Source organism: Blautia faecis, assembly GCF_027662325.1.
Taxonomy (GTDB): Bacteria; Bacillota; Clostridia; order Lachnospirales; family Lachnospiraceae; genus Blautia_A; species Blautia_A faecis.
Genome location: NZ_JAQDKY010000013.1, coordinates 69,027 through 95,048, shown reverse-complemented (window position 1 = coordinate 95,048; position 26,022 = coordinate 69,027). Strand labels below are relative to the sequence as shown.

Genomic DNA, 26,022 nt, shown 5'->3' with positions numbered 1-26,022 from the left:
GTTCCGACACTTCCGCATATCGCGTTTCTCGGAGAAAGTTTTCTTTCTCGCTGCGACGGATATTAGTATAACAAAGGGGTATATGATTGTCAACACATTTTTTGAAAAAAATTAAAAATTTTCAAGTTTTTTTTGAAAAAAAGAGGAATTTGAAATTTTGTGTAGAATATAATTAATAGGAGGAAGATTATCGGCGTACCTGTCAGTCTTTGGAGGATAGAAGATATATGAATATCAGAGAGAGCATGGAAGAAAGAGAACTGGAACTGCTGAGTCCCTATGCCGCATACAGTGGACGTTCCAGAGGAAGAGACCGGGAGGAAGAAGAGTGTGACGTCCGGACGGTTTACCAGAGAGACCGGGACAGGATCCTGCATAGCAAAGCTTTTCGCAGGATGAAGGATAAGACTCAGGTTTTTCTGGCTCCGGAAGGAGATCATTACAGGAACCGGCTGACGCACACTCTGGAGGTATCCCAGATCGCACGTACTATAGCTAAGGCACTTCGCCTGAATGAGGATCTTGTGGAGGCGATTGCACTGGGACACGACCTTGGTCACACGCCTTTCGGACATTCAGGAGAGACCGCACTTAATACCGTTCATCCTGAGGGCTTTGCCCACTACCGTCAGAGCGTCCGCGTGGTGGAAGTACTGGAGAAGAATGGAGACGGACTGAATCTTACCTGGGAGACAAGAGACGGAATCCTGAATCACCGTACCAGCGGTCATCCGTCCACTTTGGAGGGACAGGTAGTCCGCTTTTCTGATAAGATTGCCTATGTTCATCATGATATGGACGATGCCCAGAGAGCTGGGATCATTACAGAGAATGATATTTCTGCCAGTCTCAGGGAGTTTCTTGGACAGACCACAAGAGAAAGGTTGAATACCTTTGTACATGATGTGATTGAGCACAGCATTGACCAGCCTTCCATTCAGATGTCTGCTCCTGTAGAGCAGGCACTCATGGATCTTCGATCAGAGATGTTCCAGAAAGTATATCTGAATCCCATTGCGAAGCGTGAGGAATCCAAGGCAATCAAAATGCTGACAGAATTATACGCCTATTACATAGATCACCCGGAAGCAATGTCCAGGGAGTACGTTGCTCTTATTGAAAAAAAAGGAGTTCCCAAAGACCGGGCGGTATGTGACTGGCTGTCAGGAATGACGGATCAGTATTCCATGAAGAAATTCAAGGAGATTTTCATACCAAGAGCTTGGGAGGTTTATTAGAACGTGGACAAAACTCTTGCAATGAGATATAATATTTATTTACGCGAAAGATGTCGCATTTTCTTGGATATGCGGCATATCAAATCAAAGGAGGATAAGCATGCGCTATTCCGACGATATCATTGAAGAAGTGCGAATGAAAAATGATATTGTAGACGTGATATCCCAGTATGTAAGACTGACCAGAAGAGGAAGCTCCTATTTTGGTCTGTGTCCTTTTCATAATGAGAAGACCCCTTCCTTTTCCGTAACGCCGTCCAAGCAGATGTATTACTGCTTCGGCTGCGGAGCTGGAGGAAATGTATACAATTTTGTAATGCAATATGAGAATTATTCATTTGGAGAAGCACTTTCCCATCTGGCAGAGCGTGCCGGTGTGGAACTTCCCAAGATCGAATATTCCAAGGAGGCAAGGGCGAAAGCGGAGAAGCGCGCAGCCTTGCTTGAGATCAATAAGAAAGCGGCTCAGTATTTTTATTACCAGCTGCGCCGTGAAGGTGGAAAAAATGCCCACGATTATCTTACAGGCAGAGGTCTCAGCGAAGAAACGATCAGGAAATTTGGTCTGGGGTATTCAGACAAGTACAGTGATGACCTGTATAAATATCTGAAATCCCAGAATTACAGTGATGAACTTCTTCGGGAATCCGGCCTTTTCAATGTGGATGAACGCCAGGGCATGTATGACAAATTCTGGAATCGTGTTATTTTTCCAATCATGGATGTCAATAACAGGGTGATTGGATTTGGCGGGCGAGTGATGGGAGACGGCAAGCCCAAGTACCTGAATTCGCCAGAGACCCGTATTTTTGACAAGAGCCGTAATCTGTACGGATTGAATATAGCCAGAACCACCAGGAAAAATTACCTGATTCTGTGCGAGGGCTACATGGATGTAATCTCCATGCACCAGGCGGGATTTACCAATGCAGTGGCTTCTCTGGGAACGGCGCTTACATCCGGACATGCCAGTCTGGTGAAGAGGTATACACAGGAAGTACTTCTTCTTTACGATAGTGATGAAGCTGGTGTAAAAGCCGCCCTGCGAGCCATTCCCATTCTCCGGGAAGCCGGCGTAAATTCCAGAGTGGTGAATTTACGGCCTCACAAGGATCCAGATGAATTTATCAAAGCTGAAGGCGCAGAGGCTTTTGAGAAAAGGCTGGAGGCAGCTATGGACAGCTTTATGTTCCGGGTAAGTATTGCTTCCGGTGATTTTCCCATGGATGAGCCCCAGGGGCAGAACCGGTTTTTTGAGAGGTGTGCCCAGTATCTTCTGGAACTTTCTGATGAACTGGAGCGGAATCTGTATATTGAAGCAATTGTAAAAGAATACCGCAGGTATGGAATCAGTGTGGAAGACCTTCGGAAGCGTGTAAATACCCTTGCTCTGAAGGGTACGCCTGCGGAGAAGCGCATTCAGCCAAAATCCGGCAGCTCCCCAATGAGAAAAAAGGAGAGCGCGGCAGATAAATCCCAGAAGCTGATGCTTACCTGGCTGGTTACCTATCCGGCAATTTTTGACACTGTGGAGAAATATCTTTCCCCTTCAGATTTTGTAGTTCCTCTTTATAAAGAGGTGGCAGAAATGCTCTGGAAGCAGCACGAAGAGGGAGATGTAAATCCGGCCAGACTTCTGAATGCTTTTACAGACAGTGAAGAGCAGAAAGAGGTGGCCTCTCTCTTTAATGCCACGATCCACCTTGAGACAAAGGAGGAACAGCAGAGAGCATTTTCTGATGCTTTGATCCGCATTAAGCAGGAAAGTCTGGCGGAGAAAAATAAAAACTGGGATCCTGCAGATATGGGGGCTTTACAGGAACTTGTAAAGGCCAAGAAGGATCTGGAGGAGCTTGGAAGAAAAAGGCAGCAATTGCATATTTCTTTTGAATAAGGATAAAATATTAACACTATATGGAGGTTAGAGTACCTATGGAAATGAATATGGGCAAATTCAGTGAGAAACTGGTGGGACTTCTGGAGCTTGCAAAAAAGAAGAAAAACGTACTGGAATATCAGGAAATCAGTGATTATTTCAAAGACCAGCCACTGGATGCGGAACAGATGGACAAGATCTTCGATTTCCTTGAAGCAAGTGGGGTAGATGTGCTGCGTATCACAGAGAACAGTGCAGATGACCTTATGCTGGACGATGACATGGATATTGATGGTCTGGACGATGAGGAAGAAGTAGAGCTGGACAAGATCGATCTTTCTGTTCCGGAAGGTGTGAGCATTGAGGATCCGGTTCGTATGTATCTGAAAGAAATTGGTAAAGTTCCGCTTCTTTCAGCAGAAGAAGAAATCGAGCTTGCAAAGAAAATGGAACAGGGCGACGAAAATGCCAAGAAGCGTCTGGCAGAAGCCAACCTTCGTCTTGTTGTCAGCATTGCAAAGCGTTATGTAGGACGCGGAATGCTTTTTCTGGATCTAATTCAGGAAGGTAACCTTGGTCTTATCAAGGCTGTCGAAAAATTTGATTACCGAAAGGGTTACAAATTCAGTACCTATGCTACCTGGTGGATCCGTCAGGCTATCACAAGAGCCATTGCAGACCAGGCGCGTACCATTCGTATTCCGGTTCATATGGTTGAGACGATCAACAAGCTGATCCGCGTTTCCAGACAGTTACTCCAGGAGCTTGGACGTGAACCTACTCCGGAGGAAATCGCGGAAGAGATGGACATGCCGGTTGACCGCGTGCGTGAGATCCTGAAGATTTCCCAGGAGCCGGTTTCTCTGGAGACCCCTATTGGTGAAGAGGAGGACAGCCATCTTGGAGATTTCATCCAGGATGACAATGTTCCGGTTCCGGCTGATGCTGCAGCATTTACTCTTTTGAAGGAACAGCTGGTAGAAGTTCTTGGTACTCTTACTGAGAGAGAACAGAAAGTTCTTCGCCTTCGTTTCGGGCTTGATGATGGACGTGCAAGAACACTTGAGGAAGTTGGCAAGGAGTTTAATGTTACCAGAGAGCGTATCCGTCAGATTGAGGCAAAGGCTCTTCGTAAGCTCCGTCATCCAAGCCGCAGCCGCAAGCTGAAGGATTACCTGGATTAAGGAGAGGGCTATGCAGTTATCCTTACGATTGTCTGCAATCGCAGACCTGGTGACAGAAGGAAACCGGCTGGTAGATGTGGGATGCGATCATGGATATCTGCCGGTATACCTGATACAGCAGAAAAAAATTCCATCCGCCATTGCAATGGATGTGCGAAAAGGACCCCTTTCCAGGGCGCAGGAACATATCCGGCAGTATGGACTGGAGGAATACATACAGACCCGGCTCTCAGACGGACTTGAAGGCTTGAAAGCCGGAGAGGGTGACACCCTTGTGATCGCAGGTATGGGCGGTCCCCTTATGGAAAGGATTCTCACAGATGGCAGGTCTGTGAGAAATTCTTTCTCTGAGCTGATTTTACAGCCACAGTCCGACATTCCCCATTTTCGCAGATTTATCCAGTCTGAAGGCTGGGAGATCACAGAAGAGAAAATGGTGGAAGAGGATGGGAAATTTTATCCCATGATGCGGGTGGTGCCTGGGGAAAATGTTCACAGCAGTTTGAAACTTAACGTGGATTCTTTCACAAAAAATACGTCTGCGAAAGCCGCTTTTTCTGAGAACCTGCATGCTGATGAAGGGGCAGAAATGTCGGAAAACCCAGCTGCTTACACCTTGGAGGAAGCCTTTGGCAAATATCTTCTTCAGGAAAAGAACCAGGTGCTTTACCGTTATCTTCAGCGGGAATCCCGGATCCGCTCCCAGATTCTGGAACAATTGGAAACGGCACCGAAGGCAGAGGCAGTTACTGTCCGCATTTTGGAAGTAAAGGAGGAGGCGCAGCTGATCGCTGCTGCGCTGGCAGAATATGAAGGTTAAAGAACTGACAGACTGGCTGGGCGGAAATTTTCCGGCAGCAGTTGCAGAAGACTGGGATAATGTGGGACTCCTTACAGGAGATGACGAGAGTGAGGTAAAACATGTCTTTCTTGCCCTTGATCTTACCGAAACAGTGTTAGACGAGGCTATCCGGGCTGGCGCTGACATGATCGTTACCCATCATCCTATGATCTTTTCCGGTATTAAGAAGATTAACAATCATAGCTTTACAGGACGGAAGATTATCAGTCTGGTGCGCCATGGAATATCTTATTATGCAATGCACACCAACTATGATATTCTGGGAATGGCAGATTTAAGTGCTGGATATCTGGAACTGTCAGATACGAAGGTACTTTGTGCTACCGGGGAAAAAGACGGGGAGCCCATTGGCTTTGGACGTGTGGGAAATCTGCCTTGTGAGATGACTTTAAAGGAGTACGCCCTTCTTGTAAAAAAGAAACTGAAGCTTTCAGATGTGAAAGTGTACGGAAATCTGGAACAGACTGTGAAAACGGCTGCCGTATGTACCGGTTCTGGTAAAAGCATGATCCAGGATGTGCTTGCAGCCGGGGCAGATGTATATGTGACAGGTGATATTGACCACCATACCGGAATTGACACCGTAGCCCAGGGGCTTGCAATCATTGACGCAGGTCATTACGGTACGGAATATATTTTTATGGAAGATATGAAGGAAAGACTGGCAAAAGCGTTTCCGGAGCTTACAGTCAGCTGCGCAAAGGTGAGAAGCCCGTATACGATATTATAAGGTTAAGACCTGGTGCGGATGGGCGTGATGGTGTTCGCCCGCCCGGAGATAAAATGAGTTGTCAGAATAATATTGTCTGGTTTTGGAAAATGTGATTTATGTTTAGCCTAATTGATCTTTCAGATCAGAAAAGGAGATTTTATGGATCATGCAGTGAAACTTACAATCAATGGGGAAACCAGAGAGTTTCCCATGGGAATTACCTATAAAGAAGTTGTAAAAGAGTACGAAAAGACCAGCCCGGCCCCTGTTATTCTTGTAATTGCAGGAGGCAAGATCTGTGAGCTTCATAAAAAAGCAGAACGGGATGGTGAAGTCCGGCTGGTTACCACAAAAGACAGCATTGGAAATAAAACCTATAAGCGAACTGCATGTCTGGTGCTTTTAAAGGCAATTTACGATCTTGCAGGCAAAGAAAAAGTAGATAAAGTGGTGCTTCATTATTCTGTAGGAAGCGGTTTTTACTTTACCATGGCGGGAGAACAGAAGCTGGATCAGGCATTTCTTGACCAGGTAAAGAAGCGGATGACAGAACTGGTGGAGCAGAAAATCCCGGTGAAGAAACGAAGTGTAGGAACGGATGAAGCAATTGCACTTTTTCATCATCACAGAATGTATGATAAAGAGAAGCTGTTCCGCTATCGCAGGGTTTCCAGAGTGAATATTTACAGCATAGAGAATTTTGAGGACTATTTTTACGGGGCAATGGCTTACGATACCGGTTATGTGCCATATTTTGACCTGAAGCTGTATGATGAAGGCTTTGTGCTGATTCTGCCGGATGCTAAGGCTCCGGATGTGCTTCCGGAATTCCAGCCCCAGGAGAAAATCTTCCAGGTGCAGAAGGATTCTGAAGAGTGGGGCAGAAAGCTGGAAATTTCCACAGTAGGTGAGCTGAATGACCAGATCGTTTCCCAGGGGATACAGAAGATCCTTCTTATGCAGGAGGCAATCCAGGAGTCTGGAATTGCCAGAATTGCAGAGCAGATAGTGAAGGCTGGAAACAAGAAGTTCGTCATGATCGCGGGTCCGTCCTCCTCCGGCAAGACTACCTTTTCCCACAGGCTGTCCATTCAGCTGGCGGCGCACGGAATGAAGCCACATCCTATTGCTGTTGACAATTATTTTGTAAACAGAGAGCATACCCCGCTGGATGAATTCGGGGAAAAGGATTACGAGTGTCTGGAAGCCATTGATGTGGAGCAGTTCAACAAAGATATGCTGGCACTTCTTAATGGAGAGAGAGTAGAACTTCCGGTGTTTAACTTCAAGACCGGGCAGAGAGAATATAAAGGCGATTTTCTCCAGCTGGGGAAGGAAGACATCCTTGTTATTGAGGGAATTCATGGTCTGAACGACAAATTAAGCTATGCGCTTCCGAAGGAGAGCAAGTTCAAAATCTATATCAGTGCCCTCACCCAGCTGAACATTGATGAACACAACCGGATTCCTACCACAGACGGAAGGCTGATCCGCAGAATCGTCCGGGATGCAAGAACCAGAGGAACCTCAGCCAGCGAGACCATTGCAAGATGGCCCTCTGTAAGACGCGGCGAGGAGAAAAATATTTTTCCATACCAGGAAGAAGCGGATGTTATGTTTAACTCGGCACTGATCTATGAATTGGCATGTCTGAAAGTATACGCAGAGCCTCTTCTCTTCGGAATTTCCAAAGAGGAGCCGGAATATCTGGAGGCAAACAGGCTGCTGAAATTTTTTGATTATTTTGTAGCTGTGCCAAGCGAGGAAGTGCCTAATAATTCCCTGTTAAGAGAATTTATAGGGGGAAGCTGTTTTAACACCTGATGATGCAGATGTGCTTGTAAGAAGTTGAGGAGTATTTTATGAAAATAAGTCGCAAAGGCTTTACATTGGCTGAGCTTTTGATCGTGGTTGCAATTATTGCGGTACTGGTGGCTGTTGCAATACCTGTTTTCGGAAGTCAGTTGGAAAAAAGCAGGGAAGCAGCAGACCTTGCAAATGTACGCGCTGCATATGCGAAGGTGCTGACTGAGGCAAATATGGGGATTTATAATGAACCGGTTACGGTCAAGCTGAAACAGAAACAGTATGGATGGCAGTCGGCGGATGTAATTACAATTGGGGGAATCAGCCATTCAGTAAAGGACGGCGATACGGAGAACTGGATTGGAATACCAGGAGCAAATGGAGAATGTCAGATTTCGTTTGATCAGAAAAGGGGAACCAAATTTGTGTGGAGCGGGGATGGAACTTCTGCATCAAATAGCTATGACATGAGTGAGAATTTCTTTAAAACTCTGGAAAGCAGTGGCTGTCTGAATTTGGATTTGATAAAGAATAATACGAATTTTGAAATTGATTCGAAAGCGAGTTCTTCAACTTTTGTCCCGGAAATTGAAAAAGTATTGGGCGAACAAAGCCTGCTGAAGAATGGCACATGGGCGTTTCTGGGAAATGGAAAATCAAACAAAGCATCTGAAAGATATTTGTTCTGGACTTCATTTGATACCAATGAGGTGGGAGCTGGTAAGAAGATACCAATATTGATTCAAACAGGAGACGGGAAATATTACGTCTCGGAATCTCAAACGGCCAAGAGACAAAAAGGAAATGTAACATATGTGACAATCTCCGATCACATTAAGGATCAAACGGAGTATAAAAAAGTTATTAATGCCGGGGGTGGTCAAGTGTATAAATCTCTGTCAGAAGCCTATGCTGCATATGAGAAGGTACTTGAAAAGTATAAAGATTTACTCTAGTAATTATTTACCGGGTTACTGCTTACTCCGTTTACAGTAACCTTTACAGGTTATACGGCAGGAAGAAATGAGAAATAGTGCTTTACATCTTAAAGCAATAATGTTAAAATAGCACTTGCGCAAGCAGACCAGGTGATCGCGGCTGGACAGACGAAAGGGTTCAGACGAGGAAAGTCCGGGCTTCACAGGGCAGGATGCCGGATAACGTCCGGTGGAGGCGACTCCCAGACCAGTGCAACAGAAATAAACCGCCATGGCTTGCCATGGTAAGGGTGGAAAGGCAGTGTAAGAGACTACCGCCGTCCTGGTAACAGGCCGGGCACATGTAAACTCCATTCGAAGCAAGACCGAGCAGAAAGCGATACGGCGGCCCGTCGTGTTTTCAGGTAGGTCGCTTGAGCCTTTCGGCAACGGAAGGCCTAGACAGATGATCACTCAACGACATAACCCGGCTTATCGGTCTGCTTGCGTATTTAAGAATCGAATTGTATGATACATATAATGTGATATTTAACCTGAGAAGGTTCAGTTCTGCTGGATTTTCCCAGGTTTTTTGCTTTATTGGAAATTATTCCGTAATGTTCCGATAAAGCAAAAAACGCTCCGCGAGGATGAGACCAGATGGACAGGAAATTTTACCGGAAATTTCTGTTACAAAAAAAGTGGAAGCTGTATTCAGCTTCCACAATAAAATATCAATATTGTTATAAAAACAATGATTTACAGAGACGAATTATTTATTTCTGTGACCGGAGTATTTCTCCTCACAATATTTACATCTGTAAACCTCATTCTCCTCATCTGCCAGAACAAACACCTGATCCAGTCCCTGCTCGATGGAAGTGATACAGCGGGGATTCTTACATCTGATCACGTTTACAACCTGCTTCGGAAGACGAAGGTCTTTTTTCTCAACGATCTTCTCATCCTTAATAATATTTACGGTGATATTGTGATCAATGAAACCAAGGATATCCAGATCCAGATCTTCAATCGGGCACTCAACCTTGATGATGTCCTTTTTGCCCATCTTATTGCTCTTTGCGTTTTTGATGATCGCAACAGTACAGTCAAGCTTGTCAAGCTTCAGGTCATGATAAATAGTCATAGCCTTGCCGGCCTTGATATGGTCTAATACGAAACCTTCACGAAGTGCTCCAACATTTAACATGGCAGTTCCACCTCCAATAATGTAAGAATCAGGGCCATACGAACATATACACCGTACTGGGCCTGTTTAAAGTATGCGGCTCTCGGATCATTGTCTACTTCGACTGCAATTTCGTTAACACGTGGAAGCGGATGAAGAATGTACATGTCATCCTTTGCAAGGGAAAGTTTCTGCTTGTCCAGTATGTAGAAATCCTTCATACGAACATAATCTTCCTCATTGAAGAAACGCTCCTTCTGAACACGTGTCATGTAAAGAATATCAAGCTCCGGAATAGCATCCTCCAGACGTTCTACTTCTAGGAACTCGATGTTGTTCTTCTTCAGTACGTCTTCGCGGATGTAGCTTGGAATACGAAGCTCTTCCGGAGAAATCAGTACGAATTTAACATTGTTGTAACGAACCAGCGCCTCGATCAGAGAGTGAACGGTACGTCCGAATTTCAAATCTCCGCACAGACCGATGGTAATGTTGTCAAGACGTCCCTTTAAGGAACGGATGGTAAGTAAGTCTGTAAGAGTCTGGGTTGGATGCTGATGACCACCGTCACCGGCATTGATAACAGGAATATTAGAAACCATAGAAGCTACCAGCGGAGCACCTTCTTTGGGATGACGCATAGCACAGATATCTGCATAGCAGGAAACAACACGAATGGTATCGGCAACAGTTTCCCCTTTCGCTGCGGAACTGGAATCTGCAGATGAGAAACCAAGAACCTTACCGCCAAGGTTCATCATAGCAGCTTCAAAACTGAGACGGGTGCGGGTACTTGGCTCATAGAAAAGTGTGGCAAGTCGTTTGTCGTCACAGGTATGTGCGTATTTTTTGGGGTTTTTCTCAATATCGCTGGCAAGATCCAGAAGCTTCTCAAGCTCCGGAACACTAAGGTCCAGCGGACTCATTAAGTGTCTCATGATATACCTCCGTTATGAGTGTGTGGTTTTGGGGTAGAGTGTTACGGTTCACGAAAACTCTTTCAAAAAGGATCTTCTGTGAGTGGTAACGCAAAATCTCTTCGACCTATCATATACTACTTGGAATGATTTTTCAAGAAGATTTTGTAAGTATTTTTTCGAAAAACAATCCAGTGAGAAACCAGACCGGGAGATAGTCCAGACGGATGATTCCTTTGTACTGATGGGGCACTCCAGAATAGTCCCAGGGGCACATGTGAAAAGCCTGCAGGATAGAACCGCTGGTAAATTCTGCCAGGTAAAATCCGGCAGTATAAAGGGAGCCGCGCAGAAGTGCCGGAAGGCTTTTCAGCTTTTTGTATACAGGCAGAATCAGGGATGCACAGCCATAAATGGGGAACATAAGAAGAGAGGTAGTGCCTTTCATGGAAGCATCTCCCCGGAGCAGGGAATGGAGCCCGGTCCAGAGAATCTCCAGACACAGACCGGTAAAACCACAGAAGAGAAAAGGGTATTTTTTCATATGCTTGGTCTCCTTGGGTAAAATGATAAAAATAACATTCCCATTCTTGCTAAATTTATGCTGCAAGGTTATAATGGAGAGAAAAAGATATTTGATAAACGAGGAGCTTTTATTATGAACTATCAGGAATGCCGTGCATATATCGATGATTCGGCGAAATACGGTTCCGTGCTGGGACTTGATAATATGCGTGAAATGCTGGACAGGCTTGGAAATCCTCAGGATGCAGTTCCTTATGTCCACGTAGCCGGAACCAATGGAAAGGGTTCCGTGATTGCTTATTTATACACCACCCTTACCCGGGCAGGCTATAAAGTGGGCAGATACATATCCCCAACTCTTTATTCTTACAGAGAACGTCTTGAGATTGCCGGCGAGAAGATCTCACGAGAAGATTTTGCAAAGTATGTGACAGAAATTTCCAGGTCAATTGATCAGATGACAGCGGTTGGCATGAATCATCCCACCCCTTTTGAGATTGAGACCGCAGCAGCGTTTTTATATTTTAAGGAAGAAAATTGTGATCTGGTCCTTCTGGAGACCGGAATGGGCGGCAATCTGGATGCCACCAATATTGTGAAGAATACCAAACTGGCTGTGCTGGTTTCCATCAGCATGGATCATATGTCATTTCTTGGAAATACCCTTGGAGAAATCGCAGAGAAGAAGGCGGGAATTATCAAACCTGGCTGCCGGGTTGTGACCACAAAGCAGAAGCCGGAAGCGGCACAGGTGATTGCAGATACCTGCAAAAAGCTTCATGTACCCTGTGTGGTATCTGACCCTGATGAGGCTGTTTTGGAAAAAGAGAGCGTATTCGGTCAGACCTTTTCTTATAAAGGAGAGGAATTTGCAATTTCCCTTGCCGGTGTTTACCAGAAAGAAAATGCAGTGCTGGCATTAAACGCCCTTGAAGAACTGGACAGACTTGGCTGGACTACTACCATGGAACAGCGGAAGGACGGTCTTCTCCACACAAGCTGGAAGGGAAGATTTACGGTTATCAATAAAAGGCCTCTTTTTATTGTAGACGGCGCTCACAATGCCGGAGCAGCCGACAAGATGGCAGAATCTGTCCGCCACTATTTTAATGGGAAAAAACTGATCTACATTATGGGTGTTTTTGCAGACAAGGAATATAAGATTGTCCTTGAAAAAACAGCCCATTTTGCAGAAAAAATCTATACCATAGAGACACCGGATAATCCCCGTGCACTGCCGGCAGAGGAACTGGCGAAGGCGGCAAGGGTATATAATTCCAGTGCCGAGAGTACAAAAAGTATAAAAGATGCTGTAGAAAAGGCATTTTCCTGTGCAGGAGATGACGAGAACAGTGTGATTCTGGCATTTGGTTCACTTTCCTTTATTGGAGCGCTTACAAATGCGGTGGAAGAATATGTCGGATAAGTGCCGGGTACTGAAATGGCAGCGTGTTACTGGTCACGGATTGAACGGTAATGGCAGTACATTGTGGAAATTGAAGTGTGCAGCAGCTGAATTTGCATGATTAAATACAAAAACTGGAGAGAAAACAATATGACAGATTTGCAGGAATGCAGACGAAAAATAGATGAAATTGACAATCAGATGGTGGAACTTTTTGAGAAGCGGATGAAGGTCTGCGAGGAGGTTGCAGAGTATAAGATCCATACCGGAAAGAAAGTGCTGGATCCGGAGAGAGAGCATGCTAAACTGGAAGAGATCAGGAAAAAAGCGCACGGTGAGTTCAACGAACTTGGAGCCCAGGAGCTTTTTCAGCAGATCATGGCCATCAGCAGAAAGCGTCAGTATCAGCTTCTCACCGAATATGGTCCGAAAGAAAAGGAAGACTTCCAAATGGTGGAGCAGCTTCCCAGAAATAATGTGACTGTTGTTTTCCAGGGGGTAGAGGGCGCCTACAGCTATGGAGCCATGCGCGCCTACTTTCAGGAAGACATTAAGAGCTATCATGTGAAGCTGTTCCGGGATGCCATGGAAGAAGTTGCAGCAGGAAGAGCAGATTACGCAGTCCTTCCTATTGAAAATTCCACAGCTGGGATTGTGACAGATATTTATGACCTTTTGACAGAATATAATCTGTTTATCGTGGGAGAGCAGATTCTGAAGGTTGAGCATGTGCTGCTTGGCCTGCAGGAGGCTGAGCTTTCCGATATTGCCGGGGTATATTCCCATCCTCAGGGGCTCGCCCAGTGTAAGGAATATCTGGAAGAGCATAGAGATTGGAAAACCACAGCAGTAACCAACACCGCCGCAGCGGCCAAAAAGGTCAGCGCAGATCAGGATAAGACTCACGCAGCGATTGCCAGCAGGGCTGCCGGAGAGATTTACAATCTGAAGGTTCTGGCAGAGAATATCTGCAAAAATGACAGCAATGTGACCAGATTTATTATTCTGGCAAAGAAACCGGTTTATGAGAATAACAGCTCCAGGATCAGTGTATGCTTCGAGGCACGTCATGCAAGCGGAACTCTTTACAATGTACTTTCCCATATGATCTATAATGGTCTGAATATGACCAAGATCGAGTCCCGGCCTATTCCGGGAAAAACCTGGGAATACCGTTTCTTCGTGGACTTCGAGGGAAATCTGCGGGACAGCGCGGTAAAGAATGCATTGCGGGGCATGGAAGCAGAGACTAGCTATTTGAAAATTCTGGGCAATTATTAAGATTATAGCTGCGAAGGCAGAGAGTGGCAGCAATTTCATTTATTGTTAAAATTAACCAAAGAATTTAAGAAGATTTTATCTGTTTTTAATATAAGAAAAGTAGAATGAAAAACGGTGCGAGTGCGTGAGTCTGTATATCCGAAAGTGTGCTGCCATGAATTGTGCGGACGGCAAAAAGGAGAAGAGACACGTAAATGCGTCATGGAATTGAGAGGAAACAAAAATGGCAAGAACAGAAGAATGTATCCTTTACCGCAATTTCGACAACGGTGAGGTACTGGACATAATGACATCACTGATGAACAGCTATGAGGCTGGTGAAGAAGGCTTTGAGAATCGGAAAGAGGAATTTTTCCATATGGCAGGAAGCCTGGTGGAAATGGCAGGAATGTATGGGTTTTCCGGGAATCTGTGGCACACTTATCTGACACAGCTTCTGGTCAATCACGAGAATGCATTCAGTACCGCTTCCGAGATCAGAGGGGCAGTGGAGGGAAGCATTAACCATCTGGCTCTTCATGATTTTGGAATTTTCAAAGAACTTTATGACTTTGATCTTGCTGTTTTTGACAGTGCGTTTGGAACAGACTGTGCTGATTTTCTCTGTAATTATGTGAATACAGGATGCAACAGCAAGGTATACAACCAGCGTATCTGCGACAGAATCTGTGATATGAGCAAAACACTGGCAGAGGCTTCTACAGTGGAAGAGTTTATGGCAGATATGGTGCAGTTCTACAAAGATTTCGGCGTAGGTAAGCTGGGATTGAACAAGGCATTTCGTATTGAGCATGGCAAGGATGGCAAGCCGGTGATCGCACCGATTACCAGAATCGCCCATGTGAATCTGGATGATCTGGTTGGATATGAAATCCCCAAGCAGAAACTGATCGAGAACACGGAGGCTTTTGTAAGAGGAAGAAAGGCCAACAACTGCCTGCTTTTTGGTGATGCAGGAACTGGTAAATCTTCCAGCATCAAAGGTATCCTGAACCGTTATTATGACGAAGGACTTCGCATTATCGAGGTGTACAAGCACCAGTTCCAGGATCTGAATGATGTGATCGCACAGATCAAAAACCGTAATTACAAATTTATTCTTTATATGGATGATCTTTCCTTTGAGGAATTTGAAATCGAATATAAATATCTGAAAGCAGTGATCGAGGGCGGCCTTGAGAAAAAACCGGACAATATTCTGATCTATGCAACCAGCAACAGACGTCATCTTGTTCGGGAGAAATCCGGGGATAAGCTGGAGGTGGCAGACGATGAAGATCTGCATTCCTCCGATACTGTGCAGGAGAAGCTCTCCCTGGTTTACCGTTTTGGCGTGCGGATTTATTTCGGTGCACCCAACAAGAAGGAATTCCAGAATATTGTTACTACACTTGCAGAGCGCTATGGTGTTACAATGCCTGCAGAGGAGCTTCTGATGAAGGCAAACGCCTGGGAGCTTTCTCACGGCGGTCTCACTGGAAGAACGGCGCAGCAGTTTATTGATCATGTTCTGGGAACAAGTGAGGAACAGTAAAAGAATACCAGAGATTATCTGAAATTTATGTCTGGAATGAAATAATCCTTGGCAGGAGGGAAAAACGTATGGCAGTGACCACATTTGCGGCAATTGATATCAGTTCTTATGAGATCACCATGAAAATTTTTGAATTTTCCAAAAAGGGTGGTTTCCGGACTGTGGACGATATCCGGTATCGTCTGAATCTTGGAGTAGGGGTATATTCCGGCGGAACCATGGAAGTGGATAAGGTAGATACTATTTGTGAAGTACTTAACGACTTTAAGAGGATCATGGCAGAGTACGGTGTGAAAGACTACCGCGCCTGTACCACAAGTGTTTTCCGTGAGATGAAGAATCCGCTGATTATCATTGAACAGATTTTCAGAAGAACCGGAATTCATGTGGAGGTTTTAAGCAATGCCGAGCAGCATTTTCTGGGCTATAAATCTATTGCGGCCATTGAGAATGGCTTTAAGAAAATGATCCAGAAAGGAACCGCTATTCTGGATGTGGGCGGTGGAAACCTGCAGATTTCCCTGTTTGACAAAGATGCGCTTGTAACCACCCAGAGCCTGAAAATGGGAAGCGTGCGTATCCGCCAACGTCTGAAGGAGCTGGAGAAAACCAATACGAATTATGCACAGCTGGTGGAGGAGTTTATCCGTAATGACCTGACCGGGTTTAAGCGTCTTTATCTGAAAGACCGCGAGATAAAGAATTTGATCCTTATGGGGGATTTTCTTACTGAGACTATTTTCCGTGAGGAGAGACAGGATAACATTATTACACGGGCTGAATTCGAGAAGCGGTATGAGAATACGGTTTATAAGACCGAGACTTCACTGTCAGAGGAAATGGATATTGATCCGGAGTATGCCGCTTTGATCGTGCCAACTATGGTTATCTGTAAAGATTTTATGGATCTTTTCAATGCAGAAGCGCTTTGGATGCCAGGTGTATCTCTTCTTGATGGCATTGCCTATGATTTCGGGGAAAAGAAGAATTTTATTAAGAGCGCACATAATTTTGAAAATGATATTCTGGTGGCAGCCAGAAACATTGCCAAACGTTATTCTACTGGAAAGGATCATATTAAGGGCACTACCGACCTTGCCCTGGCGATTTTTGACAGCATGAAGAAAGTGCACGGAATGGGAGACAGAGAGCGTCTGCTTCTTCAGATCGCAGTGCAGCTTCATGACTGTGGCAAATATATCAGCATGGGAGATGTGGCAGAGTGTTCCTATCAGATCATTATGGCTACGGAGATCATCGGACTTTCCACAGAAGAACGTCAGATCATCGCAAATGCGGTGCGCTACAATACCACAGAATTTGTTTATTACAGCGAGATCGCAGGAGAGGTCGGAATGGATCGTTCCGTATATCTTCTGATCGCCAAGCTGACTGCAATCCTTCGTATTGCAAATGCTATGGATCGCAGCCATTATCAGAAGGTAAAGAATATGAAGGCTATGCTGAAGGACAGAACTCTGCTTCTTACAGTTGATTCTGAGCAGGATATCTCCCTGGAGCTTGGACTTCTTATGGATAAAGTTGAATTTTTTGAAGAGGTATTTGGTATCCGTCTGGTATTCAGACGTAAGAGAAAAGTGTGAGGAGGGGCACAATGGATCTGAAAAATTTTGAAAAACCGGAGTATTTTGTGAACAGGGAGTTGAGCTGGCTGAAGTTTGACGACCGTGTTCTCTCAGAAGCAAGAGATAAAAGTCTGCCATTGTTTGAAAGACTGAAATTTACCAGCATTGTATCTTCCAATCTGGATGAGTTTTACATGGTTCGTGTGGCTTCCCTGAAAGACCAGGTTCATGCTGGTTATGAGAAAACAGATATTGCAGGAATGGGACCAAGAGAGCAGCTGAAGGAGATCAGCGTTCAGACACATGAGCTGGTTCGCTCCCAGTACAGCACTCTGAACCGTTCCCTTCTTCCGGCACTTGAGAAGGTGGGGCTTCATCTGGTGATGGAGCACGAGAAATTAAACGAAGAACAGCAGGAGTATGTGGACCGTTATTTCGAGGATAATGTTTATCCGGTTCTTACCCCTATGGCAATGGATTCTTCCAGACCTTTCCCGTTGATTCGAAATAAGACATTGAATATTGGCGCCTTGATTTCCAAGAAGGATAAGAAAAAGGGCAAGGATGTACTGGTATTTGCCACTGTCCAGGTGCCGGCTGTACTGCCGCGTGTGGTTGTCATTCCATCCGGGAATAAAGAGGACACTACTGTGATCCTTCTGGAGGAGATTATCGAGCGCAATATTGACAAGCTTTTCCTTGGATATGATGTGGTTTGTGCACATCCTTACCGTATTATGAGAAATGCGGATCTTTCCATAGATGAGGATGGGGCGGAGGATCTTCTGGTGGAAATCCAGAAGCAGCTGAAGAAGCGCCAGTGGGGTGAGGTGATCCGCCTGGAAGTGGAGGATAAAACGGACTCCAGACTTCTTGGCATTCTGAAAAAGGAATTTGACATTAAAGAAGAGGATATTTTCTATATTAACGGACCACTGGATCTTACCATGCTGATGAAGGTTTATGGACAGGATGGCTTTGAGCAGTACAAAGAGCCGAAATATACCCCTGCTGTGGTGCCTGCATTTGCAGATACCAGCAAGGATATTTTTCAGGTGATCCGTGAGGGCGATGTATTCTTACACCACCCATATATGAGCTTTGACCCGGTTGTAAATTTTGTACGCCAGGCGGCAAAGGATCCGGATGTGCTGGCGATTAAGCAGACGTTGTACCGTGTCAGCGGAAATTCCCCGATCATTGCAGCACTTGCCCAGGCAGCGGAGAATGGTAAACAGGTTTCTGTTCTGGTAGAGCTGAAGGCACGTTTTGACGAGGAACATAATATTGTGTGGGCAAAAATGCTGGAAAAAGCAGGCTGCCATGTTATTTATGGTCTGGTTGGTCTGAAAACACACAGTAAGATTACTTTGGTGGTTCGCCGTGAGGACACCGGAATCCGCCGTTATGTTCATCTGGCAACTGGTAACTATAACGACTCCACTGCAAAGCTTTATACAGACTGCGGCATTTTTACCTGTGACGAGCGCTTCGGCGAGGATGCAACTGCAGTGTTTAACATGCTTTCCGGATATTCTGAGCCGAAGAACTGGAATCGTCTAATCGTGGCACCAATCTGGATGAAGGATCGTTTCCTGAAGCTGATCGAGAGAGAGGCAGAGCACGCGAAGAAAGGAATGCCGGCTATGATCGTAGCGAAGATGAACTCTCTTTGTGATCCGAAGATCATTGCAGCTCTTTATCATGCATCTTCCTGTGGCGTGCAGATTTACCTGCTGATCCGAGGCATCTGCTGTCTGAAAGTGGGAATCCCGGGTGTGAGCGAGAATATCCATGTACGTTCCATTGTAGGAAACTTCCTGGAGCACAGCCGTATCTTCTATTTCCACAATAATGGCAGCGACGAGATTTATATGGGAAGCGCGGACTGGATGCCTCGTAACCTAGACCGCCGTGTGGAGATTGTTTTCCCGGTTGAGGACGATCAGATCAAGAATGAGATCAAGCATGTTCTGGATCTGGAGTTCCGTGATAATGTAAAAGCCCATATTCTTCAGCCTGATGGAACTTACGAGAAGCAGGACAAGAGAGGCAAGCTTCTGATCAATTCCCAGATGGAATTCTGCAGGGAAGCCACTGAGAAAGCAGAAGCGTTAAAGAAAAAAGAGAAACATGAAAATTCCAGAGTCTTCATCCCGGCAGAACCGGCTGAGGATGTGGAAGAGTAAGAATTTAAAGTGAATTAGGAAAAATAAGGAAAGCCGCTGTATTGTGATGTGAGATTGCAATATGGAGGCTTCCTTCTTTTGTCTGCAAAATTTAACCAAAATGTACTTGAAATAGAAGAAAGAATATTTTATTATTAAATTAGTCCAGTTTATCGCGGTAAACTGAAAAAATTTAACGAAGGAGGAGCATTATGAGTAAGAAAATGTGGAAAAAGCTTTCTGCACTTTTGCTTATGGTTGTTATGGTGCTGACTATGAGTCTTTCGGTTCAGGCAGCAGCCGTAAAAATGAATAAGGCAAAAGCAACCCTGTATCCAGGCCAAAAAGTTACACTCAAGGTTACAGGAACCAGCAAAAAAGCAAAATGGTCCAGCTCAAATGCAAAAGTAGCAAAAGTAAGCAAAGGTAAAGTTACCGCAGTGAAAAAAGGTAAGGCTACGATCAAAGCCAAAGTAGGAAAGAAGACCTATACCTGTAAGATTACGGTAAAAGCACCGGCTCTGAGCCAGAAAAAGCTGAATGTAACAGTTGGCTCAAAAGCAACTGTAAAGCTGAATGGAACAAAGATCAAATCTGTATCCAGCAGTAATAAGAAAGTTGCGACTGTTACCAAAAAAGGTGTGATCACAGGTAAAAAGACAGGAAAATGTACCGTTACATTTAAGGCTGCGAATGGAAAAAGCTACAAATGCACAGTAACTGTCAGCGTAGCACCAACTGCAACCCCGGCACCAACCGCAACTCCAGTGCCAACTGCGACTCCGGCACCAACCGCAACTCCGGCGCCAACTGCAACCCCGGCACCGACTGCGACTCCAGTGCCGACTGCGACACCAGCACCAACTGCAACTCCAACCCCTACTCCAATTACTCAGCAGGTGGTTTCCACTCAGGCTGAACTGAATGCAGCACTCGCTTCTTCTAATCCGGATCTGAAAGAAGTAGTAATTGAGCAGAGCGGAGCAAGCAGCTTTGAAATTCCAAAGGAAGACAAGTCTGATTTAACACTTGTAGTAAATGCACCAAACGGCGAAGTTGTCAACAATGGTAATTTCAAAGAAATTGTAATCAAAGCAATTGCATCCAATACCTTTATTGAGAAAGCAACTGGCAATAACATTATATTCCAGGCGGCAACCGGACGTGTGGCAATTGATGAAGGCGCAAGCGCAAACATCGAAATAAACAAAGGTGAGTCCGAAGCACCAAAGCTTGATCTGGTAAATAACGGAACTGTATCCGAACTTACCCTGTCCACAAAGGCAGATGTAAATGTATCCGGCAAAAACACCGCAGCAGCAATCCCTGTTACCAGTACGGCTTCAGCAGGCGGAAGTACTATTTCCACCAGCCAGAACCTGAACCTGAAAGCTGAGAGCAAGGTTGAACTGACTCTGAATGCAGGTGCAGAAAATACAACTGCGACCGTATCAGATGCAGCCAACATTCCAGATGTAAAGGGTCTTGGAAAAGTACCGGTAAAAGATTCTGATTCTGGTAAGATTCTGGATACTGTAGTGGCAGAGAAAGATGAAACTGTAAAAGTTAATAAGGTTTCTGTAAGTGGTAAAGTAGTAACGGCAGAGGACAAGGCACCGTTTGCTGGTGCTTCTGTATACCTGTTAAACTATGCGGCAGGAATCAACAAAGGAAATGTTTCCCAGTACCTGACAGAAGAAAATAAAGTAGCAGATACCACTGAAGATGGAACATACGCGTTTGAAGCAGAATGGGGAAATTACTGGTTTGTAGTGAAGGCGGAAGGATATCGCACAGTACTTCAGACTGTAGAAATCACAAGTGCTTATGAAAATGCATTCAGCAACGAACAGGTAGAACTTGTTGCAGGTGAAGATGATGCAACTGGTAATATTGAACTTACTCTTGTAGATGCAGCAACCGGAGATGCTATTGATTATGCAGTTGCCCTGGAGATTCGTGAAGGAGCAAATAACGTATCCGGTAACATTTTGAAAGAGATTGCAGTAGAGGCTTCTGCAAACGGAAAATGTGCAATTGAAGAGCTTCCGATTGGCTCCTATACCATTCAGGTAGTATCTGCTGATGCGAAATCTGAAATTGTAGCAGCACCGTTTAGTGTAACTGTAACAGCTGGACAGACTATAACCAAGACTTTCTCTGTTACAAGAATCATCAATGATGACCAGATCCGTTTCGTCTTAAGATGGGGTGATGAAGAGTCTGGTGCACCGTCTGACCTGGATTCCCATCTGGTAGGACCGAGAGCAAAGGGAATCGGAAACTTCCATACTTATTACAGTGATGAGACATACGGAGAATATGATGGCGAAGACAGTTATGTAAAATATGCAGATCTGGATGTAGATGATACGACCTGGGAAGGACCAGAGACAACAACCATTTACAAACAGACCGCAGGAACCTATCGTTTCTACATTTATGATTTTTCAGATCAGTCAGATGAAGAGAGCAAGAATATGTCTGATAAGTCTGGTGCGATTGTTACGGTTTACAGGGGAAGCACCCTTCTGAATACGTTTAGTGTACCGACAGGTCAGTCTGGAAATCTGTGGCATGTATGCGATTATGATTCTGTTACAGGCAGAGTAACCAGTGTTAATACAGTTGGTTACTGGCCAGATGACGGAAGCAGTACTGTTGGTATGTCTGAAGAGGAAGTGTTGAAAGCTTCATTACAGCGGAAAATTGACATGTTAACGGACTATGCAAATGTTCTTGTAGATAATGAATATAAGACAAATATGCTGGCATTGCTTTCTGAGGCTGAGAAATTGAATACTTCAGAAGAAATGAAGGAAATGATTTCAAAATTAGATGACGTGTTAGAGATCATTAATCATTTTGGCTCTATAGAAGAGGTAATGGTTGATGGCGTTTATGCCAATTATTCCAGTCGCAATGAAGGTGAATATGATCTTGAAACAGGCATAACTATATCTGGAAAGAGTGAAACTCTTGGAGAGCTTACTGTTACATTCTGGAGAGGCGACAATGAAAACTTCAATACTCAGATCGAAGATGTAACAGGAGAAGAGTATGTAAAGAGAATTACTGTTACAGATTCTATAAGTGGCGCTGCCAGAATCTGGAAAGTATATTATCAGCTTGATTATAGTGATCTTTTCAGAATTAGTCCGGAAGATATTACAGGTCCTATGGTGACACGTGCAGAGGTTAGTAGTTGGAGTAAAAGTGGAATGATTAACATTTATTTCCTTGAAAATTCCAATCATGACTTTACAATAAAAACTGCTGATAATATTACTTATACGGTAAATACAGATACAGAAGCATATGATTATGATGCAGAAGTCATAATGACATGCGGAGATAAAACGTACAGTTACATTGTAAACTATATTACAGACACAAGGGTTACAACACCTGACCGGATTTACGGTGCAGGAATTCTGCAATATACACTGGACATGGATGAGAAGACGATTACAGTGATGGGAACAGCAGAGAGCTTGCAGGATATGATCGTTGAATCCGATGATGAAAATAAAGTTGCAGAACTTCAAAAAGATGAACAAGGTAACATAATTGGCGTTACAATGACAAATAAGAGGGTTAATGTAACGGAGGTTTATTCTGTTAAGTATCTGAAGTATGAGGCACCTGTTGTTGAGTGCGATAAGGAATACACTGTTTCCCTTGATCGGGATTCCGTTCAGTATTTCACATTTGTACCGGAGAAATCAGGCTATTATGATTTAAGAAATACAAACACTACAAGAGACTCCTGGTATAGTAATGTAGATATTTATGTGTACAGAGATTCAAAGTATGTTGAGCATAATGCTAATGGTTATTTGGAAGATGTTTACCTGGAAGGTGGAGAGACCTATTACTTCGAACTGAGTCAGTATGAAGGTGATAATTTCTCGATTACATTTAAAGTAACATACATATCTGATTATGATGAGGATGAACTTTCCTTACCAGAATCCGATGGCTTCGCCAACGAAACCACAGCAGCCGACACCGAAGCAGCCACATTTGGTGACGAAAGCTTCGTAGAAGAAAGCGAAACTGCTCCAGAAGCGGATGGCTTCACAGCAGAGGGTGGCTTCGAGGAAAGCACAGAAGAAAATGCAGAAGCTGACGCCGATGCACTTGCGTTCGAGGATTTTCAGTAAAAAATTAAGATTCTGACTGCCTAAGGTCTGAATCCAGACGCCGCAAGGTTGACGAAAAAAGTCGCTTTGCGGCGTCTTTTTGCACAAAAAGAGAAGGCATAACCCAGGCAGGAATATATTCAAACAACAAAAAAAACTTCCGAATCACTTCGGAAGTTTCTAGCAGCCAGTACGAGAATCGAACTCGTGTTTTCGCCGTGAGAGGGCGACGTCTTAACCCCTTGACCAACTGGCCTTGTCAACCGACTCGCTTAGTATATCTTACTTTGCAGGAGAATGCAAGCACTTTTTTTATTTTTTTTGCGAAAAATTGAAAAACTCCGAAAAAAGCCAGGAAATAAGCGGGGTTGCGGTGTCAAAAAAAATTTGAACAAAGTAGAAAACCCAAATTTTACTTGCAAAAATACCATAAACTGGGGTATGATATAGAACGAATGTTTGAACAGAAGATAAGAATGGAAAGAAAGCGGACATACTGTCCGCTTTTCACAACCATTGGAATAAATGCTGAAGCCCAGACAGTGCATCATGAAATGTAGAGCTGTAAATGAAATGAGCAGTTGTTTCGTGCACTTACAAGTTGATTTCTCGAACAATCCTGTCAGTACACTGGATGCAATAATATGGGACAGCAGAGTCTGATGATAGTAAGAAAGGAATTAACACCATGGCAAAGAAAGACACTTACGACGCGGGTAGTATTTCTGTCCTGGAAGGATTGGAAGCTGTTCGGAAACGTCCGGGAATGTACATCGGAAGCGTATCCAGAAAAGGCCTGAACCACCTGATCTATGAGATCGTGGACAATGCGGTAGATGAACATCTGGCCGGTTACTGTTCTAATATTGAAGTAACATTGGAGAAAGACGGTTCCTGTACGGTCACCGATAATGGACGAGGAATACCGGTAGATATGCATGCGAAAGGGGTATCCGCAGAGCGTCTTGTATTTACCACCCTTCATGCAGGCGGTAAATTTGACAACTCTGCTTATAAGACAAGCGGTGGACTTCATGGCGTTGGTTCTTCCGTTGTAAATGCCCTGTCCACATATCTGGATATTAAGATCAGCCGTGACGGATTTGTACATCACGATCACTACGAGAGAGGTATCCCTACGATTGAACTGGAAGAGGGTCTTCTCCCCAGACTTGGCAGGACCAGACAGACCGGAACCTGCGTAAATTTTCTTCCAGACCCGGAGATTTTTGAGAAAACAAGATTTTCATCCACAGAAGTAAAGAGCCGTCTCCATGAGACTGCATACCTGAATCCCAACCTTACCATTCATTTCATGGATCTTCGTGGTGATACGCCTGAAGATATTACTTATCATGAGCCAGATGGAATCGTGGGATATATCAAAGACCTGAATCACAATTCCGAAGCTCTCCACGAACCGATTTATCTGAAAGGAGAAGCTGACGGAATCCAGGTAGAAGTAGCATTTCAGTACACCAACGAATTCCGTGAGAACGTACTTGGCTTCTGCAATAATATTTACAATGCAGAAGGCGGCACTCATCTTACCGGATTTAAAACAACCTTTACAACGGTGATGAATACTTACGCCCGTGAGATCGGTATTCTGAAGGAAAAAGATGCTAATTTCACAGGAGCGGATATCCGTAATGGAATGACAGCGGTTGTTTCCATCAAGCACCCGGAGCCACGCTTTGAGGGGCAGACCAAGACCAAGCTGGACAATCAGGATGCAGCCCGTGCCACGGGAAAAGTAATGTCTGAGCAGCTGGTACTCTATTTTGACCGAAACCTAGAAACCTTGAAGACCATTTTGTCCTGTGCGGAAAAAGCTGCCAAGATTCGTAAGACAGAGGAGCGTGCCAAGACCAACCTTCTCACCAAGCAGAAATATTCCTTCGATTCCAATGGAAAGCTTGCCAACTGCGAGAAAAAAGATCCTTCACTTTGTGAAATCTTTATCGTAGAGGGAGATTCCGCTGGTGGCTCTGCAAAGACTGCCAGAGATCGTAATTACCAGGCAATCCTTCCGATCCGCGGTAAGATCCTGAATGTGGAGAAAGCCACCATTGACAAGGTGCTTGCAAACGCAGAGATTAAGACGATGATCAATGCATTTGGATGCGGATTTTCCGAAGGCTATGGAAATGACTTTGATATCACTAAACTTCGTTACGACAAGATTGTGATTATGGCCGATGCGGATGTGGATGGTGCTCATATTTCCACACTTTTACTTACTTTATTCTATCGTTTTATGCCGGAACTGATCTACGAGGGACATGTTTATATTGCCATGCCCCCTCTTTACAAAGTAATGCCGAAGAAAGGTGCCGAAGAGTACCTGTATGATGATAAGGCACTGGAGAAATACCGCCGCAGTCACAAGCCGGGAAGCTTTACCCTCCAGAGATACAAGGGTCTTGGAGAGATGGATGCCCAGCAGCTTTGGGAGACAACCTTAAATCCGGAAACTCGGAGAATGAAGCGGGTAGAAATTGAGGATGCCCGTATGGCTTCCAGCGTGACAGAGATCCTGATGGGAAGCGATGTGCCGCCAAGAAAGGCATTTATTTACGAGCATGCAACTGATGCAGAACTGGATATTTAAGAAGGCTGAAATCCGAAAGAGCAGGATTTTTCGGACGAAAAAGCAGAATATGGTCTGAACATA

17 protein-coding genes, 1 tRNA gene and 1 other RNA gene are annotated in these 26,022 nt (G+C 44.6%); 15 read left to right on the top strand and 4 right to left on the bottom strand.

Translation table 11 applies throughout. The features are described from left to right. The first annotated feature begins 227 nt into the window (after positions 1-227). From PGQ38_RS08505 to rnpB, 8 genes are all read left to right on the top strand, one after another. On the top strand, positions 228-1,238 hold the full coding sequence (locus tag PGQ38_RS08505; protein ID WP_148462392.1) for a deoxyguanosinetriphosphate triphosphohydrolase: 1,011 nt from the start codon (positions 228-230) through the stop codon (positions 1,236-1,238). A gap of 100 nt (positions 1,239-1,338) precedes the next feature. Continuing rightward, positions 1,339-3,132, top strand: coding sequence for a DNA primase (gene dnaG / locus PGQ38_RS08500; protein WP_270431326.1), 1,794 nt, complete (start codon positions 1,339-1,341; stop codon positions 3,130-3,132). A gap of 38 nt (positions 3,133-3,170) precedes the next feature. Beyond that, complete coding sequence (rpoD, locus tag PGQ38_RS08495) at positions 3,171-4,298, top strand: RNA polymerase sigma factor RpoD (protein WP_118578714.1); 1,128 nt, start codon at positions 3,171-3,173, stop codon at positions 4,296-4,298. Positions 4,299-4,308: 10 nt separating this feature from the next. After that, positions 4,309-5,118 carry a tRNA (adenine(22)-N(1))-methyltransferase gene (locus PGQ38_RS08490; RefSeq protein ID WP_270431323.1) on the top strand — a complete coding sequence of 270 codons (810 nt, stop codon included), beginning with the start codon at positions 4,309-4,311 and terminating at the stop codon, positions 5,116-5,118. Next, positions 5,108-5,890, top strand: a complete 783-nt coding sequence (locus PGQ38_RS08485; protein ID WP_270431321.1) for a Nif3-like dinuclear metal center hexameric protein — start codon at positions 5,108-5,110, stop codon at positions 5,888-5,890. The genes PGQ38_RS08490 and PGQ38_RS08485 overlap by 11 nt, the downstream gene beginning before the upstream one ends. A gap of 141 nt (positions 5,891-6,031) precedes the next feature. Then, entirely contained in the window at positions 6,032-7,696 is a 1,665-nt protein-coding gene (locus tag PGQ38_RS08480) for a nucleoside kinase (protein WP_270431318.1), read from the top strand. A gap of 38 nt (positions 7,697-7,734) precedes the next feature. Then, positions 7,735-8,634 carry a type IV pilin protein gene (locus tag PGQ38_RS08475; RefSeq protein WP_270431317.1) on the top strand — a complete coding sequence of 300 codons (900 nt, stop codon included), beginning with the start codon at positions 7,735-7,737 and terminating at the stop codon, positions 8,632-8,634. Between the two features lie 120 nt (positions 8,635-8,754). After that, positions 8,755-9,106, top strand: an RNA gene (gene rnpB / locus PGQ38_RS08470) — RNase P RNA component class A. A gap of 261 nt (positions 9,107-9,367) precedes the next feature. On the opposite strand, the gene PGQ38_RS08465 is transcribed toward rnpB, so the two are convergent. The 3 genes from PGQ38_RS08465 to PGQ38_RS08455 all read right to left on the bottom strand — a co-directional run bounded on the left by PGQ38_RS08465 (position 9,368) and on the right by PGQ38_RS08455 (position 11,245). Continuing rightward, complete coding sequence (locus tag PGQ38_RS08465) at positions 9,368-9,805, bottom strand: aspartate carbamoyltransferase regulatory subunit (protein ID WP_118578704.1); 438 nt, start codon at positions 9,803-9,805, stop codon at positions 9,368-9,370. Then, the gene (pyrB, locus tag PGQ38_RS08460) at positions 9,799-10,722 is read right to left on the bottom strand and encodes an aspartate carbamoyltransferase (RefSeq protein ID WP_118578702.1); all 924 of its coding nucleotides are present in this window, start codon (positions 10,720-10,722) and stop codon (positions 9,799-9,801) included. Before pyrB ends, PGQ38_RS08465 begins: the two co-directional genes overlap by 7 nt. Before the next feature lie 133 nt (positions 10,723-10,855). Further along, entirely contained in the window at positions 10,856-11,245 is a 390-nt protein-coding gene (locus tag PGQ38_RS08455; protein WP_118578700.1) for a putative ABC transporter permease, read from the bottom strand. 114 nt (positions 11,246-11,359) lie between these two features. Between PGQ38_RS08455 and PGQ38_RS08450 the strand changes: the two genes are divergently transcribed. From PGQ38_RS08450 to PGQ38_RS08425, 6 genes are all read left to right on the top strand, one after another. Continuing rightward, positions 11,360-12,652, top strand: a complete 1,293-nt coding sequence (locus PGQ38_RS08450; RefSeq protein ID WP_118578698.1) for a bifunctional folylpolyglutamate synthase/dihydrofolate synthase — start codon at positions 11,360-11,362, stop codon at positions 12,650-12,652. Between the two features lie 129 nt (positions 12,653-12,781). Beyond that, complete coding sequence (gene pheA, locus PGQ38_RS08445) at positions 12,782-13,912, top strand: prephenate dehydratase (RefSeq protein ID WP_148462375.1); 1,131 nt, start codon at positions 12,782-12,784, stop codon at positions 13,910-13,912. Positions 13,913-14,135: 223 nt separating this feature from the next. Further along, positions 14,136-15,446: an ATP-binding protein gene (locus PGQ38_RS08440; protein ID WP_195408958.1), complete on the top strand. Its 1,311-nt coding sequence runs from the start codon at positions 14,136-14,138 to the stop codon at positions 15,444-15,446. Positions 15,447-15,514: 68 nt separating this feature from the next. Then, a complete protein-coding gene (locus PGQ38_RS08435) occupies positions 15,515-17,050 on the top strand; it encodes a Ppx/GppA phosphatase family protein (RefSeq protein WP_148462372.1) in 1,536 nt (511 codons plus the stop codon). An 11-nt stretch (positions 17,051-17,061) separates the two neighbouring features. Continuing rightward, positions 17,062-19,221, top strand: coding sequence for an RNA degradosome polyphosphate kinase (locus tag PGQ38_RS08430; protein ID WP_204454446.1), 2,160 nt, complete (start codon positions 17,062-17,064; stop codon positions 19,219-19,221). Between the two features lie 191 nt (positions 19,222-19,412). Continuing rightward, positions 19,413-23,366 (top strand): Ig-like domain-containing protein, encoded by a 3,954-nt coding sequence (locus tag PGQ38_RS08425; protein WP_204454447.1) that lies wholly within the window; start codon positions 19,413-19,415, stop codon positions 23,364-23,366. A 163-nt stretch (positions 23,367-23,529) separates the two neighbouring features. Here PGQ38_RS08425 and PGQ38_RS08420 read toward each other — a convergent pair. Next, positions 23,530-23,601: transfer RNA gene (locus PGQ38_RS08420), tRNA-Glu, on the bottom strand. Between the two features lie 432 nt (positions 23,602-24,033). On the opposite strand from PGQ38_RS08420, the gene PGQ38_RS08415 reads away from it, so the two are divergent. Continuing rightward, positions 24,034-25,959, top strand: coding sequence for a DNA gyrase/topoisomerase IV subunit B (locus PGQ38_RS08415; protein WP_204454448.1), 1,926 nt, complete (start codon positions 24,034-24,036; stop codon positions 25,957-25,959). Positions 25,960-26,022: the final 63 nt, after the last annotated feature.